This window comes from Amycolatopsis sp. NPDC049253, from assembly GCF_040678995.1.
In the GTDB taxonomy this organism is placed as follows: Bacteria; Actinomycetota; Actinomycetes; order Mycobacteriales; family Pseudonocardiaceae; genus Amycolatopsis.
In genome coordinates this window covers 43859-58142 of record NZ_JBFAQX010000005.1, presented here as the reverse complement: position 1 = coordinate 58142, position 14284 = coordinate 43859, and the positions used below count along the sequence as shown (strand labels likewise).

14 protein-coding genes and 1 pseudogene are annotated in these 14284 nt (G+C 70.5%); 12 read left to right on the top strand and 3 right to left on the bottom strand.

Annotated features, from left to right (window positions below; translation table 11 throughout):
• Window positions 1–86 precede the first annotated feature (86 nt).
• Window positions 87–800 (bottom strand): TetR/AcrR family transcriptional regulator, encoded by a 714-nt coding sequence (locus tag AB0K15_RS13465; protein WP_364049120.1) that lies wholly within the window; start codon window positions 798–800, stop codon window positions 87–89.
• A 99-nt stretch (window positions 801–899) separates the two neighbouring features.
• On the opposite strand from AB0K15_RS13465, the gene AB0K15_RS13460 reads away from it, so the two are divergent.
• From AB0K15_RS13460 to AB0K15_RS13435, 6 genes and pseudogenes are all read left to right on the top strand, one after another.
• Entirely contained in the window at window positions 900–1565 is a 666-nt protein-coding gene (locus tag AB0K15_RS13460; protein WP_364049118.1) for an FAD-dependent monooxygenase, read from the top strand.
• A gap of 21 nt (window positions 1566–1586) precedes the next feature.
• A pseudogene (locus AB0K15_RS13455) lies at window positions 1587–1931 on the top strand (FAD-dependent monooxygenase); the annotation flags it as partial.
• A 24-nt stretch (window positions 1932–1955) separates the two neighbouring features.
• On the top strand, window positions 1956–2408 hold the full coding sequence (locus tag AB0K15_RS13450) for a hypothetical protein (protein WP_364049116.1): 453 nt from the start codon (window positions 1956–1958) through the stop codon (window positions 2406–2408).
• Between the two features lie 25 nt (window positions 2409–2433).
• Window positions 2434–5997 carry a transcription-repair coupling factor gene (gene mfd / locus AB0K15_RS13445; protein WP_364049920.1) on the top strand — a complete coding sequence of 1188 codons (3564 nt, stop codon included), beginning with the start codon at window positions 2434–2436 and terminating at the stop codon, window positions 5995–5997.
• An 88-nt stretch (window positions 5998–6085) separates the two neighbouring features.
• The gene (locus AB0K15_RS13440) at window positions 6086–6958 is read left to right on the top strand and encodes a helix-turn-helix transcriptional regulator (RefSeq protein WP_364049114.1); all 873 of its coding nucleotides are present in this window, start codon (window positions 6086–6088) and stop codon (window positions 6956–6958) included.
• Between the two features lie 29 nt (window positions 6959–6987).
• Complete coding sequence (locus tag AB0K15_RS13435) at window positions 6988–7152, top strand: DUF397 domain-containing protein (RefSeq protein ID WP_364049112.1); 165 nt, start codon at window positions 6988–6990, stop codon at window positions 7150–7152.
• On the opposite strand, the gene AB0K15_RS13430 is transcribed toward AB0K15_RS13435, so the two are convergent.
• Window positions 7136–7549, bottom strand: a complete 414-nt coding sequence (locus AB0K15_RS13430; protein ID WP_364049110.1) for a hypothetical protein — start codon at window positions 7547–7549, stop codon at window positions 7136–7138. The two genes, AB0K15_RS13435 and AB0K15_RS13430, sit on opposite strands and share 17 nt — an antisense overlap.
• 124 nt (window positions 7550–7673) lie before the next feature.
• On the opposite strand from AB0K15_RS13430, the gene AB0K15_RS13425 reads away from it, so the two are divergent.
• The 3 genes from AB0K15_RS13425 to trpC all read left to right on the top strand — a co-directional run bounded on the left by AB0K15_RS13425 (window position 7674) and on the right by trpC (window position 10522).
• Complete coding sequence (locus tag AB0K15_RS13425; protein ID WP_364049108.1) at window positions 7674–8654, top strand: hypothetical protein; 981 nt, start codon at window positions 7674–7676, stop codon at window positions 8652–8654.
• Window positions 8655–8680: 26 nt separating this feature from the next.
• Window positions 8681–9595, top strand: coding sequence for a MazG family protein (locus AB0K15_RS13420; protein ID WP_364049918.1), 915 nt, complete (start codon window positions 8681–8683; stop codon window positions 9593–9595).
• 150 nt (window positions 9596–9745) lie between these two features.
• Window positions 9746–10522, top strand: coding sequence for an indole-3-glycerol phosphate synthase TrpC (trpC, locus tag AB0K15_RS13415; protein WP_364049106.1), 777 nt, complete (start codon window positions 9746–9748; stop codon window positions 10520–10522).
• Here trpC and AB0K15_RS13410 read toward each other — a convergent pair.
• Complete coding sequence (locus tag AB0K15_RS13410; protein ID WP_364049104.1) at window positions 10519–11454, bottom strand: zinc-binding dehydrogenase; 936 nt, start codon at window positions 11452–11454, stop codon at window positions 10519–10521. The two genes, trpC and AB0K15_RS13410, sit on opposite strands and share 4 nt — an antisense overlap.
• Before the next feature lie 216 nt (window positions 11455–11670).
• Between AB0K15_RS13410 and AB0K15_RS13405 the strand changes: the two genes are divergently transcribed.
• The 3 genes from AB0K15_RS13405 (at window position 11671) to AB0K15_RS13395 (ending at window position 14267) form a co-directional block, all read left to right on the top strand.
• The gene (locus AB0K15_RS13405; protein WP_364049916.1) at window positions 11671–12273 is read left to right on the top strand and encodes a helix-turn-helix domain-containing protein; all 603 of its coding nucleotides are present in this window, start codon (window positions 11671–11673) and stop codon (window positions 12271–12273) included.
• A gap of 663 nt (window positions 12274–12936) precedes the next feature.
• The gene (locus AB0K15_RS13400; protein ID WP_364049914.1) at window positions 12937–13494 is read left to right on the top strand and encodes an RNA polymerase sigma factor; all 558 of its coding nucleotides are present in this window, start codon (window positions 12937–12939) and stop codon (window positions 13492–13494) included.
• On the top strand, window positions 13491–14267 hold the full coding sequence (locus AB0K15_RS13395; protein WP_364049102.1) for a zf-HC2 domain-containing protein: 777 nt from the start codon (window positions 13491–13493) through the stop codon (window positions 14265–14267). Before AB0K15_RS13400 ends, AB0K15_RS13395 begins: the two co-directional genes overlap by 4 nt.
• Window positions 14268–14284: the final 17 nt, after the last annotated feature.

The window sequence follows — 14284 nt, the reverse complement described above, 5'->3', positions numbered from 1 at the left end:
CCACCGCGAACCCCTGCCATCGCGAGAACCTCGGCATCGCCGCGAACCCCTCGGCATCGTCGCCAAACCGCACGTCGCCGGCCGACTCAAGGCAGGTGTGCCGCCAACCCGTCCAGCACCCGCGCCAGCCCCGCTTCGAACAGTCGATCCTGCCGGTCCTCCGCATGCGGCGTCTCGGCCTCCACGATCACCCGCGTGAACCGCGGGTAGAGGCCGCTGCCGACGATCGTCGGGCCGTATTCGCCCTGCTGCTCCATCCACTGGGCGTGCGTGAGGCCGGAGCGGTGGGCGGCGGCGCGGTCGCCGAGCTCGCCGAGGACGTGGCCCAGGACGAAGGCCGACAGGGTGCCCAGGTTGGCGAGCATGTCGTCGGTCGAGAGGTCAAGGCCGTCGAAGGCCGACAGCGAGAGTTCCAGCCACCGCAGGCTGTTCGGGCCGTGGTTGGTGCGCCCGGACGACAGGGCGGCCAGCCACGGGTGCCGCAGCGCCAAGCCGCGCTGTGCGCGGGCGATCGTGGCGAGGTCGGTGCGCCAGGGGCCGCTCAGGCGCGTGCCGGTGAGGGAGCCCATGACCTCGTCGACCATCAGCTCGAGTACATCGTCCTTTTTGGACACGTAGCGGTACAGCGAAGTCGTCCCGGCGCCCAACGACGAGGCGATGCGCCGCATCGACACGGCGTCCAGGCCTTCGGCGTCGGCGATCTCGATGCCCGCGCGCGCCACGTCGGCGCGGCTGTGGGCGGGGCGGGGGCCGCGCGCGCCGTGTTCGGGGCGCATCCAGATCACGGGGTGGTCCGCCACCGTCCGGGCCTCCTCGCCGGCTCGAAGAACAAGCTATTGCGCACACCGTACCCAGTTCGATATACCAGGAACACTGTAACCGGGTTTTGGGGGACGGACATGGACTACGACGTCGTCGTGGCCGGTGCGGGGCCGGTCGGCCTGATGCTCGCCGCGGAGCTGAGGCTGGGCGGCGCCAGTGTGAAAGTCCTGGAGCGGGAGACGGCACGCCCGCCGACGCGGTACGGCTCGCTGGGCGCCCGGGCCCTCAACGCCCCCAGCGTCCACGCCCTCCACCTGCGGGGGCTGCTGCCCGCCGTCGAGCAGGCGGCGCTCTGGTGGTTCAACGGGCAGGCCCCGCCAGAACACGAAGCGCAGCAAGACATCTTCGTCGGCCACTTCGCCGGCATCGGCATCCGCGCCAGCCGGCTCAAGCCGGACGCGCAGCAGGAGTTCCTCGGTGCCGGCGTGATCGCCCAAGCCGATCTCGAAGCCGTCCTCAAAGACCACGCCACTCGCCTGGGCGCGCACGTCGCAAGAGGCACCGAACTCGTCGGCTTCGAAGCCGGCGCCGTCCACACCACAGGCGGAACGATCACCACGAAGTGGCTGGTAGGCGCCGACGGGGGCCGCAGCACCGTCCGCAAGCTCGCCGGCTTCGAGTTCCCCGGCGAGGACCCCGTCTTCACCGACCGCCAAGCGATCGTGGAGCTCGACGACCCGGCCGAACTCAACGCGGACGGCTGGCAGCGCACCGAAAACGGCTCCTACACCGTCGGCGGCTAGGCCCCCGAAGCCGGCCAAGCGCTGCGCATCCACCCCGTCGAGTTCACCGCCCCGGCCGAGACCGGCCCCGTCACCCGGGAAGAGCTCCAAGCCAGCCTCCGCCGCACCAGCGGCACCGACGTCAAGATCACCAAGATCCACCAGGCCACCCGCTACTCCGACACCACCCGCCAAGCCGCCACCTACCGGCAGGGCAACGTCCTGCTTGCCGGCGACGCCGCCCACGTCCACTCGCCGGCCGGGGGCCAAGGCCTCAACGTCGGCCTCGGCGACGCCGTCAACCTCGGCTGGAAACTCGCCCTCGTCGCCCGCGAGCAGGCTCCCGAAACCCTCCTGGACACCTACACCGAAGAGCGCCACCCGATCGGCGCCTGGGCCCAGCGCTGGAGCATGGCCCAAACCGCCCTCACCCAGCACCGCGGCGCCCGCGCCGACGCGCTGCGCGAGGTGATCACCGACCTCCTCGACACCCCCGACGGCGCCACCGACGTCGTCACCCGGATCAGCGGCACCTGGCAGCACTACGGCGAAGGCGACAACCCCCTCATCGGCCACCGCGTCCCCGACTTCCCGCTCGACGACGGCACCAGCCTCACCACCCACTTCCGGGCGGGCAAAGCCGTCCTGCTCGACGCGGGCGCCAACGTCGCGACCACCGCCGCACCCTGGTCGGACCGCCTGACGATCACCACCGCCCGCCCGACCGCGTTCCCCGACCAGCCCCTCGCGGCCTTCATCCGCCCCGACGGTTACGTCGCCTGGGTGACCCCGGGCCAAACCGACCTGCGCGCCGCCCTCACCACGTGGCTAGGTCGCCCCCGGACTGTCGGTGCCCCGACGTAGTCTGGAAGACGTGACCGACGCTCCACTGTCCGGACTCCTCCAAGCCATCCTCCCCGACCCCGCCCTGCGCGGGGTCGTTGAACGCGCCGGCGCCCCGCTGCTCGAACTGCAGGGCGCCGTGACCGCACGTCAGCTGGTCGCCGCCGCGCTCGCCGAAGACGAATCCAGAGGCGGCGCGGGCCGCCACGTGCTGGCCGTGACCGCCACCGGCCGCGAGGCCGACGAGCTCACCGCCGCCCTCGAAGCTCTGCTCGGGCACGAGAAGGTCGTCGACTTCCCCTCGTGGGAGACGCTGCCCCACGAGCGCCTCTCGCCGCGCGCCGACACCGTCGGGCGCCGCCTCGAGGTGCTGCACCGCCTGCACCAGGGCGACGACGAGCTCAAGGTCGTCGTCGCCACCGTCCGCAGCCTGATCCAGCCCATGGCCCCGGGCCTCGGCTCGCTGGCGCCCGTCGACCTGGTCGTCGGCGAGGAGCAGAGCTTCGAAGGCCTGCTGGAGCGCCTGGTCGAGCTCGCCTACACCCGCGTGGACATGGTCGAGAAGCGCGGCGAGTTCGCCGTCCGCGGCGGCATCCTCGACCTGTTCGGCCCCACCGCCCAGCACCCCGTGCGCGTGGAGTTCTGGGGCGACGAGGTCAGCGAGATCCGCGCGTTCGCCGTCTCCGACCAGCGCTCCCTGCCGGGCGAGATCCAGCACGTCACCGCGCCGCCGTGCCGTGAGCTGCTGCTCACCGCCGACGTCAAGGCCAAGGCCGCCGAGCTCGCCGTCACCTACGAAGCCGACGCGCAGCTGGCCGAAATGCTCACCAAGCTCGCCGACGGCATCCCCGTCGAAGGCATGGAAGCCCTCATCCCGGTCCTGTGCGCCGGCGAGCTCACCCTGCTCACCGACGCCCTGCCGCGCGGCAGCCACGTGCTGCTCGCCGACCCGGAGAAGATCCGCGCCCGCGCCCACGACCTCGTGCGCACCGGCCAGGAGTTCCTCGAAGCGTCGTGGACCACGGCCGCGGCCGGCGGCCAGGCGCCCATCGACCTCGGCGCGTCGGCCTACCGCGACCTGGCCGAGATCGCCGAGCACGCGCAGGACACCAAGCGCGCGTGGTGGACGATCACCCAGCTGAGCAGCGAAGACCCCGACGTCTACCGCATCGGCGTCGAGGCCGCGCCCGCCTACCGCGGCGAGTTCGACCGCGCGATGACCGACCTGCGCGCCCACGTCGCCGCCGGCGGCACCGGCGTGCTCGTGGTCGCGGGCCACGGCACGGCCAGCCGCGCCGTCGAGCAGCTCACCACCGCCGAGGTGCCGGCCGCGCTGGCCGCGGACGGCATCACCGAGGCCCCGCGCGCCGGCGTTGTCACCGTCACCTGCGGTGCTCTCGTCGACGGCTTCGTCTCACCCGAGCGCGCCCTCGTGGTGCTGTCGGAAGCCGACCTCACGGGCCGCGGCGCCAACGCCGGAACGTCCACAAAGGACCTCAACGCCAAGATGCCGTCACGGCGGCGCAACGCCGTCGACCCGCTGGCGCTGAAGGCCGGCGACTACGTGGTGCACAACCAGCACGGCATCGGCCGTTTCGTCGAGATGGTGCAGCGCACCGTCGCCGGCGCCACGCGCGAGTACCTGCTGCTGGAGTACGCGAGCTCCAAGCGCGGCCACCCGGGCGACCGGCTGTTCGTGCCGACCGACCAGCTCGACGAGGTTTCCCGCTACGTCGGCGGCGAGCTGCCCACGCTCAACAAGCTCGGCGGCTCCGACTGGAAGAACACCAAGGCCAGGGCGAAGAAGGCCGTCAAGGAGATCGCGGCCGAGCTCGTGCAGCTCTACGCCGCCCGCCAAGCCGCGCCCGGCCACCCCTTCGGCCCCGACACGCCCTGGCAGCACGAGCTCGAAGACGCGTTCCCCTTCACCGAGACCAACGACCAGCTCGCCGCCATCGACGAGGTCAAGGCCGACATGGAACGCGGCGTCCCCATGGACCGCGTGATCTGCGGCGACGTCGGCTACGGCAAGACCGAGATCGCCGTGCGCGCCGCGTTCAAGGCCGTGCAGGACGGCAAACAGGTCGCCGTGCTCGTGCCGACGACGCTGCTCGCGCAGCAGCACCTGAACACCTTCACCGAGCGCATGCAGTCGTTCCCGGTCACGATCAAGGGCCTTTCGCGGTTCACGCACAAGGCCGAGTCCGACCAGATCCTCGAGCAGCTCGCCGAGGGTGAGGTCGACATCGTCATCGGCACGCACCGCCTGCTGCAGACCGGGATCCGGTACAAGGACCTGGGCCTCGTGATCGTCGACGAGGAGCAGCGGTTCGGCGTGGAGCACAAGGAGCACATCAAGGCGCTGCGCACGCACGTCGACGTGCTCACGATGTCCGCCACCCCGATCCCGCGCACGCTGGAGATGTCGCTCGCCGGCATCCGCGAGATGTCCACCATCCTCACCCCGCCCGAAGACCGGCACCCGATCCTGACGTATGTCGGCGGCTACGACGACAAGCAGGTCGGCGCCGCCGTCCGCCGCGAGCTCCTGCGCGACGGCCAGGTCTTCTACGTCCACAACCGCGTCTCCTCCATCGAGAAGGCCGCCAAACGCATCCGCGAGATGGTGCCCGAAGCGCGCGTCGTGACCGCCCACGGCCAGATGAACGAGGACAAGCTCGAAAAGATCATCCAGGGCTTCTGGGAAAACGAGTACGACGTGCTCGTCTGCACCACGATCGTCGAAACCGGCCTGGACATCTCCAACGCCAACACCCTCATCGTCGAACGCGGTGACCTGCTGGGATTGGCCCAGCTCCACCAGCTGCGCGGACGCGTCGGCCGCGGCCGCGAACGCGGCTACGCCTACTTCCTGTACCCGCCGGAAGCGCCGTTGACGGAAACCGCGCACGACCGGCTCGCGACCATCGCACAGAACACCGAGCTGGGCGCGGGCATGGCCGTCGCGATGAAGGACCTGGAGATCCGCGGCGCGGGCAACATCCTCGGCGCCGAACAGTCCGGCCACATCGCGGGCGTCGGCTTCGACCTGTACGTGCGCCTGGTCGGCGAAGCCGTCGAAGCCTTCCGCCGCCACGCCGGCGCCGAGCCCAGCGAAGAGGAGGAACTCGCCGAAGTCCGCGTCGACCTCCCCATCGACGCCCACATCCCCCACGACTACGTCGAAGGCGAACGGTTGCGGTTGGAGGCCTACCGCAAGATCGCGGCCGCGCCCGACACCGCGGGCCTCGACGCCGTGCGCGAAGAACTCATCGACCGCTACGGCCAGCCACCCGCCCCCGTCAACCGCCTGCTCGCCGTCGCCGCCTTCCGCCACACCTGCCGCGCGGCGGGCGTCACGGAGGTCGCGGTGCAGGGCAACACCATCCGCTTCGCACCCCTGCCCCTCGCCGATTCGCAAATGGTGCGGCTGAAACGCTTGTACCCCAAGGCGCTGTACAAGGCGGTGACCAACACGGTCTCCGTACCCAAGCCGACGGAAGGCCCCGCCGGCGGCCGCATGGGCGCCCCGACCCTGCGGGACCAGGAACTGCTCGACTGGTGCACGAAGTTCCTGACCCAGCTGACGAAAACTCCCGCGACAGTGTAGTTGTACACAACTGGAAACACCCCGACGTTTGGGGGAACCACCAGCACAAACGTTGGAGGGTAAGCGGTTCGGCCGTACCGTCTTCCGCATGCATGATCGCTATTCCACTGTGCGCGGCCGCCAACTTGGTGTCCGTTTGCGAGAGCTGATGGCTGAACATCACTGGGGAGTGCGGGAGATGGCGCGCCGGTTGGACTGGCCGCCAACCCGTATCTCCAACATGTTCTACGCGAGGCGTGGCACCAAGTACATAGACGTGGTCAAGATGGTCACTCTCATGGGTGTGGTCGGCGAAGAGGCCGACGAAATCTATGCGCTCTGTGAAGACATAGACAAGCTCGGCCTCGTGGAGTCTCCGTTGGACCGGCGCAGGCGACGGTTGCGGACTTTGGAAAACTTCGAAGCTGAGGCTTCGTCTATCTTCGCCTTCCAGATGAACCTCATTCCCGGATTCATGCAGACCGAGCGATACTGTCGCGCGCAGATGGAGTCATCGGTCAACCTGCAGGGCGACCTTGAGGGGTATGTCAACCGGCGGATGAAGCGCCGCGATGTACTCGACCAGTCACGGATCAAGTTCGAAATCTTCCTGCACGAGTTTGTGCTGAGGCTTGATTTCGGCGGACCGGATCTCATGGCCGAGCAGCTCTACCATCTCTTGCGGCTGGCGGTGCGGCCGAACATCACGATCCGGGTCGTGCCCACCTCCGTGGGCTGCCATGTGGGAGTGGGTGGCAGCTTCAAGTTGCTGGACTTCGAAGAAGCGGATCCGGTGGTGTACATCGACACCGAGGCGGTGAACCTCTTCCTCGAGGACCCCGAAGAGATCTCCATGTACCGCAATGTCTGCCGGGGGCTGACCGCGCAGGCACTGAACGAGACCGACTCGAAGCAGTTCATCACAGACCTCGTCGCCGAGCTTTACCCCGACTCCGACGAGGACCTGCAGCTCCAGTTTTGACCGGCCGCACCCACAAGGAGCAGAACCGAATGTCCCTCGAATGGCGCAAGAGCAGCTACAGTCCCAATGCCGGTGACTGCGTAGAGGTGGCGACTGGTCGCGACGTGCACGTCCGGGACACGAAGGACCGCGAGGCGGGCCACATCACCGTCCCCGCGCCTGCCTGGCGTGAGTTGCTCAGCCGCCTGAACTGAGCTGGAACGGCGGCGGCTCACCTGTCGCCAGCTGTAAACGGACTTCCTCTTTCGGCGTGGGCACCGCGCCCGCGTCGGCTCTCGGCAGGGGGCGGGGGTGGCGCGGCACGCGTGAGCCCGAGCCGCCGCCACGGCCGGGGTACACCAGCAGGCCGCGTTCGGAGTCGGGGACGGCGTCGAGGGCGGCCGTCACCGCGGGCAACCCGCGGAACCGGTCGCGTTGTGCCTCCGTGGCGAACTCGATCTCGAGCGTGACGCCCCAGCGGTGGACGTGCCACGTCCACTGTTCGGCGCCATGGGTCAGGGCGGCTTCGGTGAGGTTGTCGCCGTGCGCGCGTTGCCAGCTGTGCGCTGCGAACTCCCCGTCGAGAACCTCGATCGACAACCATGAGTCCATTTGTCGACAATATCGCTTCGTGCACCCCGATGGTGTTGCGTTTCGGGGGCGGCGGTGTGAGAGGGTATGGCCTGTGATGCGGATCATGGGGCGCCTCGGCTCGAAAAAACGGTCTAGCGCGCTGGTGGGTGTCGTTGCCAGTGGCCTCCTGCTCGCCGGGTGCGGCGCCGGGCCCAGCCAGGTGGGCACCGCGGCCGTCATCGACGGCCAGGTCACCACCATCGACCAGGTGCAGGACCTGCTGGACAAGGCCGTCCAGGAGCAGCCGTACGCGCAGCAGCTCGCCGCGCAGCACAAGCTCGACCTGGTTGGCCGGGAGATCGTGCGCCAGCAGCTGCTGCACGCCGTGGTGCGCAAGGCCGCCCAGAAGGAGGGCCTCTCCACCGACGACGCCGCCATCTCCGCCGCGATGTCGCAGGGCGACCCGCTGGCCGGGGCGCTGCCCGAGAACCTCGCGCAGGACCAGCCCGCGGCCGTGACGCAGCTCGTCTGGCGCGTGCGCGACCACCGCGAGGCGATCACCGACCAGTACCTGGAGCAGAAGCTCGCGGCGAAGTACCTGCCGACACTGTCGGTGAACTTCGACTACACGAGCATCGGTGCGCCGACGTCCGACAGCGAAGCGCCGGCCATCGACGCGGCGACCGCGCGGAGCCAGGCCATCGCGAAGGCCGAGGAGTACGCGGCCAACCCGAACGCCATCCAGGCCGAGATCCAGAACGGCGCGCAGGGCAACGTCGGGCAGCAGGCGCCGGCGCTGTCGTCGCCGGAGGACGCCGCGACGGTGCTGTTCGGCGTCCCGGCGAACACGGCCATCGCGTTCCAGCCGAACCCGACGTCGGCGCCGACGTGGTGGGTCACCGCCGTCGTGCGGCAGCGCGCCACCGGCAAGCCGGTTGCGACCGACCAGGTCCAGCAGCCGACGCCCGACCAGATCGGGGCGATCGGGGTGCGGCTGCTGCAGCCGTACGTGAACGACGTGGACTTCAAGATCAACCCGCGCTACGGCGTCTGGGACCCGGTCGGCATGGACCTCGCGGCCAACGCGAACAGCTTCCAGGGCATCGTGCTGCCGGTCCGGGGTAGTGCTCCGGCTCAGCAGTGACCGATTCAGGCGTGGCTCGTCCAACCGTGACCGGGCCGGTGGTGGTGGTCGCTCACGGGGCGGCCGTTCCGGCCGCGGCCGTGGGGTTGTTGCGTGGCGCCGCGGTGTACGCGGCTGCGGACGTCGATGCGTCGGCGTTCGGGGTTTCGCCCGTTCCGTCCGGTGTTTCCGGTGATTTCGTGCTGATCACCGGGTCGGCGTCGTCGCCGGAAGCCGCCGCGCTGGTGGTCGCGGGCGCGCGCGTGATCGAGGCTCCGGTGGCGCCGCTGGTGGAGGCCGCCGAGGTCATGGACCGCCTGCGCTCTCCCGGCGGCTGCCCGTGGGACGCGGTGCAGACGCACGAAACGCTTCGTCAGTACCTCGTCGAGGAGACCTACGAGCTGCTCGACGCCATCGAGGAGAACGACCGCGAGGCCCTGCGCGAAGAGCTCGGCGACGTCCTCCTGCAGGTGCTCTTCCACGCCCGCGTGGCCGCGGAGGACACCGAGGATCCGTTCACGATCGACGACGTCGCGCGGGCGTTGACGGCGAAGCTCGTCGGGCGGCACCCGCACGTGTTCACCGACGCCGCGAAGGTGGCCACGGTCGACCAGCAGAACCTGAAGTGGGAAGAGCTCAAGCAGGCGGAGAAGCAGCGTCGCTCCATTGTGGACGGTGTGGCGCTCGGTCAGCCCGCCATCGCGTTGGCCGCGAAGCTCGGGCAACGCAGCGGGCGGGCGGGGATTCCACTGGACTTGTTCCCGGCCGGCTCGGACCCGGCGGCGCAGCTGTTCCGCACGGCAGCCACGGCGCGCCGGGCGGGCACCGATCCGGAGGGTGAGCTGCGCGCCGTCGCGAAGCAGTTCGCGCGCGACATCCGGGCGGCTGAGGAAGCGGCGCGGGACGCGGGCGTGGAACCGTCGACTCTGGAAGCGGACGGCTGGCGCAAGTTCTGGCCGTAACGGGCATTTCGGTGGGGTTCGCGCACCTGTTCGGCCACGCTGTGTGCCCTGGGCGGTACGTCACGCAGTGATCGCGCGCACTCCCGCGTGCCTGCGGTCCCGGGGGGACCGACGATGGTCGCTGAGTGGTCGTTGGTGGAGGAGTGGGCTATGAGCGTGCTGGACGGGATCCTCGAGGGCGTCCGGGAGGATCTGGAGGAGCGCAAGCGGTCGACGTCGCTCGCCGACCTGCAGGCGCGCGTCCGCGATCTGCCGCCGACGCGGGACCCGTTGGCGGCGTTCCGCGCGCCCGGCGTGTCGATCATCGCCGAGGTGAAGCGCAAGAGCCCGAGCAAGGGCGCGCTCGCCGACATCAGCGACCCGGCCGCGCTGGCGGGCCAGTACGAGCAGGGCGGTGCGGCGGCCATCAGCGTGCTGACGGAGCGTCGCCGGTTCGGCGGGTCGCTGGCGGACCTCGAAGCCGTGCGGGCGCGAGTGGAAGTTCCGGTGCTGCGCAAGGACTTCATCGTGGAGCCGTACCAGCTGTGGGAGGCGCGGGCGTTCGGGGCGGACCTGGCGTTGCTGATGGTCGTCTCGCTGGAGGGCGCGCTGCTCGACGACCTGCACGGCCTCGCGGTGGAGCTGGGCTTGACGCCGCTGGTGGAGTCGCACACGGCCGGCGAGCTGGAGCGCGCGGTCACGTCCGGCGCGCAGGTGCTGGGGATCAACGCGCGTGACCTCACGACGTTGGAGGTCGACCGGACCGTGTTCAAGGAGCTGGGCCCGCGGATTCCCGCGGACCGGGTGCGCGTGGCGGAGTCGGGCGTGGCCGGCCCCGGTGACGTCGCGGAGTACCGCAGCTGGGGCGCGGACGTCGTCCTGGTCGGCGAGGCGCTGGTGCGCTCGGGTGACCCGGTGACGTCCGTCCGCGACTTCATCCAGGGTTAGGGTTTCAGCACGATCCGGCCGAATACCTCGCCGTCGTCCATCTTCTGGTGGGCGAGGGCGGCTTGGTCGAGCGGCAGGACTTCGTGGACGACGCTGTGGAACGTTTCGTCCTCGAACTGCGCCAGGCGCACTCGTCGCAGGTCCTCGCGGGGCACGGTGTCGGCGCTGAAGGTGATGAACGCCCACGACTTCTGGAAGTTCTGCAGGAGCTTCGCGGCGAAGTCGCCGGGCGGCATCCCGCCGACCACGCCGACGACGACCAGGCGGCCGTTGGGGTTGAGCTTGTCGAAGAAGTCCGGCAGGTTCGGGCCGGCGATCAGGTCGACGATGACGTCGTACTTGCCTTCGCCGGTCCCCACGCGGTCGAGGACTTCCGTCGCGCCGAGTTTCCGGAGGCGCTCGCCTCGCTCGTGGTTCGAGGTCGTGACGGCCACGGTTTTGGCGCCGCTTCTCGCCGCCAGCTGAACCGCGGACACCCCGATGCTCCCGGCCGCCCCGCGCACCAGCACGGACTCGCCGGGCTCGAAGTGCGCATGGGCCAGCGCGAAGTGCGCGACGGCTCCCGAGGTGCCGATGGCCACGGCGTCTTCGCTGGTCAGGGCCTCGGGGATCGGCAGGAAGTCGCCGGCCACCGCCTTCTCGGCGTACCCGCCGCCAGTTCCGGTGAACGCCCACACCCGCCGGCCCTTCAGGCTTTCGTCCAGGCCGGCACCGACCGCGACGACCGTGCCGGCGACCTCGCTGCCGGGGATGTGGCCGGGTTTGAAGCCGTAGCTGCCGAGCGTGCCGCGCCGGATCACCGCGTCGACCCCGCCGACGCCGATGGCCTCGGTCTCGATGAGCACCTGGCCCGGGCCGGGCGTGGGCTCCGGCGTTTCGATGACCCGCAACCCGTCGGCCGGCCCGAACTCCTGAATCGCCACTGCTTTCACCTGCGTGTTCTCCTCTCGATCTCGCCGCCGACGTTAACGGACGGGGGCGTCCGTTTCGGCTAAAGTGAGAGCGTGACAGCTCGTTTGCCTCAGACCTCGCACCCCGGCTCCGGTGCCGCGGGCGACGCTGTTTCGCCTGTGGGCGCCTCGCACCCGGATCCCTCGCGCCCCACCGCGCCGCGCGCCGAGGTCGGACACTCCGCCGCTTCGCGCCCCCTGCGCTCGGACGCCCGCGACAACCGCGACCGCATCCTCACGGCGGCCCGCGAGGTCTTCGCCACCGAAGGCCTCGACGTCCCGATGCGCGAAATCGCCCGCCGCGCCGGCGTCGGACCCGCCACGCTCTACCGCCACTTCCCGACCAAGGAAGACCTGGCGGGCACGGCTTTCGCCGCTCAGCTCCAGGTCTGCCGGCACATCGTCGACGAGGGCCTCGCCACCCCCGACCCGTGGCTCGGCTTCTGCCTGGTCATCGAAAAACTCTTCGACGTCCACGCCCGCGACCGCGGCTTCACCGCGGCCTTCCTCACGCGCTTCCCGCGCGCCTTCGACTTCACCACCACCCGCGACTCGGCCCTCGCCTCGATCGCCGAACTGGCCCGCCGCGCCAAAACCACGGGCCACCTCCGCCCCGACTTCGTGGTCGACGACCTCGTCCTGGTCCTCATGGCCAACAACGGCATCCACGCCACCTCGCCGGCCGCCCGCGTTGCCGCATCCCGTCGCTTCGCCGCGCTGGCGATCCAGGCGTTTCGCGCCACGCCGCAGCTGTCCCCGCTGCCACCTGCAGCCCGCATGCCTCTGCAGCCGGTGGTGTAACCGCGGCGGCGCCGGCCGACCTTCGCAAGCCGGCGGGTTCCAGTTCCGGGGTTCCGGCGCGCTCTGGCCGCGGCGGAGCAGGCCGTCGCTTCGCCGCCTCGATGGTTCGGGCGCTTCCGTGCCACTCCGCGGCTGTCGCCTCCGGCTCGCCTTGCACGCGGGGTGTGACGACGGCGATGGGTTCGGCTCTGGCGTGCGCGCTCGGCGCGTTTGCGATGTCGGGGTTCCGAGGCGTTGTGATCGTTGCCGGAGCAGATCGCCGCGTCGCCGCCCTATCGGTCCAGGCTTGTCGCGCTCCGCGGCTGTCGCCGGCGGCCTCCGTGCCCGCCGCGCAGTGGTGTGCCCACCGCCGCGCTGGCCCACCCCCGCTGGCTCGCGGGTTCTGCTTCCCCGATGGCGGAGCGCTGCGCCAATCGGCCGACTTCCCTGGCCTTCCGGCGGCAGGCCCGCATTCCCTCTCGCGTCCTCCGTGTGGCAACGGCGGGTAGGCGCCGCGAGCACGCCGGAGCATCCACGCCGCGTGAGCCTCGCCGCTTCACCGCCCGGGCGGTCCACACCTTCCCTGCCACCCGCCACCCGCCACTCGCACACCTGCACCCAACGGTGTGACCCAAACCACACAACCGCGAGAACCGTGGGATGATTCGCGGCGTCTTGCCTGATGTGAAGCACCAGAAGCGCGCGCCAGAGGTGGACGAGGAGCAGCTCGTCCGCCGGACTGCGCGGGGGGATCGGGCGGCGTTCGAGGAGTTCTACCGTCGCACGGCGCCGTGGCTGGCGGTGCGGTTGAGGCGCCGCTGTGCGGATGAGCAGGTGGTCGCCGAGGTCATGCAGGAGACGTACCTGGCGGTGTGGCGGGCGGCCGGGTCGTTCGCGGGGGCGGCCGCCGGCGGGTCGGCGGTCGGATGGGTCTGGACGATCGCCGCGAGAAGGCTGGTTGACGCGTTTCGGCGGAGGGCACAGCACGCGCAGTTGCCCACCGTGACGGAGGTCGACGTCACCGCGCCGGCGGCGGAGGAGGAAGCGCTCAGGGGCACCGTGGGTGACGAGGTCGGCGACGCGCTGCGCACGCTTGCCCCCGAGCTGCGGCAGGTCCTGCAGGCGATGGTGCTCGACGGGCTGTCCGTCCGCGAGACCGCCGTGCTGCTCGGGCTGCCGGAAGGAACTGTGAAGACGCGGGCGCGCCGCGCGCGGATCGCCATGCGAGAGGCACTGACATGAAACACGTCTCCGATCGACTTCTGTCCGGCTACCTCAACGGCGGCACGCTGCCGGGCGACGAGGAGTGGGCCGCCGAGGCCCACCTGGAGACGTGTGCCGTCTGCCGGGCGAGGCTGGCGCAACTGTCCACATCGGACACACTGGTCACCGAGGTCTGGAATGGACTCCAGCCCCAGCTCACCACCAGGCCGCAACCCGTGCCCGGTCGCTTCATGGCCCGCAGCTGGGCGACCCCGGTGATGCTGCCGTGGCTGGTGATGACGGTGCTGGTGGCGGTCGTGGCCGTGGTGCTCGACCGCGGGTTCCAGGGCAACCTGTCGTTCGTCCAGATCTTCGCGCCGGTGCTGCCGGTGCTGGGGGTCGCGGCGTCGTGGTCGCGCGGCCTCGACCCGGCGTACGAGCTGGTCGCCGCCAGTCCGCGGGCTGGTCTGGACCTCATTCTCCGCCGCACCACGGCGGTGCTGGTGGCCGTGGTTCCCGTGCTGCTGGTCGCGGGGTGGCTCACCGGCACGAATCTGGGGCTGGCGCTGCTGCCGAGCCTCGCGTTCACCACGGGAACCCTGGCGCTGGGCGGGCTCATCGGCGTGAGCCGGGCGGCCGTGGTGCTGGTGGCCGCGTGGATCGCGGTGCTCGTGCTGCCGATGCTGGCCAAGGGGTATTCGTTCGCACTGCAACCGGGATCGCTCCCGGTCTGGGGCGGGATCTTCGCGTTGACGGCCGTGGTGGTGGTGCTCCGCAGGAGCGCTTTCACCCGGCTCAGCGCGCATCACTGAGGGAGGAAGGGGACAAT

Bases quoted from the DNA above. Each gene is read 5' to 3' on its own strand.
- AB0K15_RS13460 (WP_364049118.1), top strand. From the start codon at position 900: ATGGACTACGACGTCGTCGTGGCCGGTGCGGGGCCGGTCGGCCTGATG.
- AB0K15_RS13450 (WP_364049116.1), top strand. From the start codon at position 1,956: ATGGCCCAAACCGCCCTCACCCAGCACCGCGGCGCCCGCGCCGACGCG.
- AB0K15_RS13440 (WP_364049114.1), top strand. From the start codon at position 6,086: ATGCATGATCGCTATTCCACTGTGCGCGGCCGCCAACTTGGTGTCCGT.
- AB0K15_RS13435 (WP_364049112.1), top strand. From the start codon at position 6,988: ATGTCCCTCGAATGGCGCAAGAGCAGCTACAGTCCCAATGCCGGTGAC.
- AB0K15_RS13430 (WP_364049110.1), bottom strand. From the start codon at position 7,549: ATGGACTCATGGTTGTCGATCGAGGTTCTCGACGGGGAGTTCGCAGCG.
- trpC (WP_364049106.1), top strand. From the start codon at position 9,746: ATGAGCGTGCTGGACGGGATCCTCGAGGGCGTCCGGGAGGATCTGGAG.
- AB0K15_RS13395 (WP_364049102.1), top strand. From the start codon at position 13,491: ATGAAACACGTCTCCGATCGACTTCTGTCCGGCTACCTCAACGGCGGC.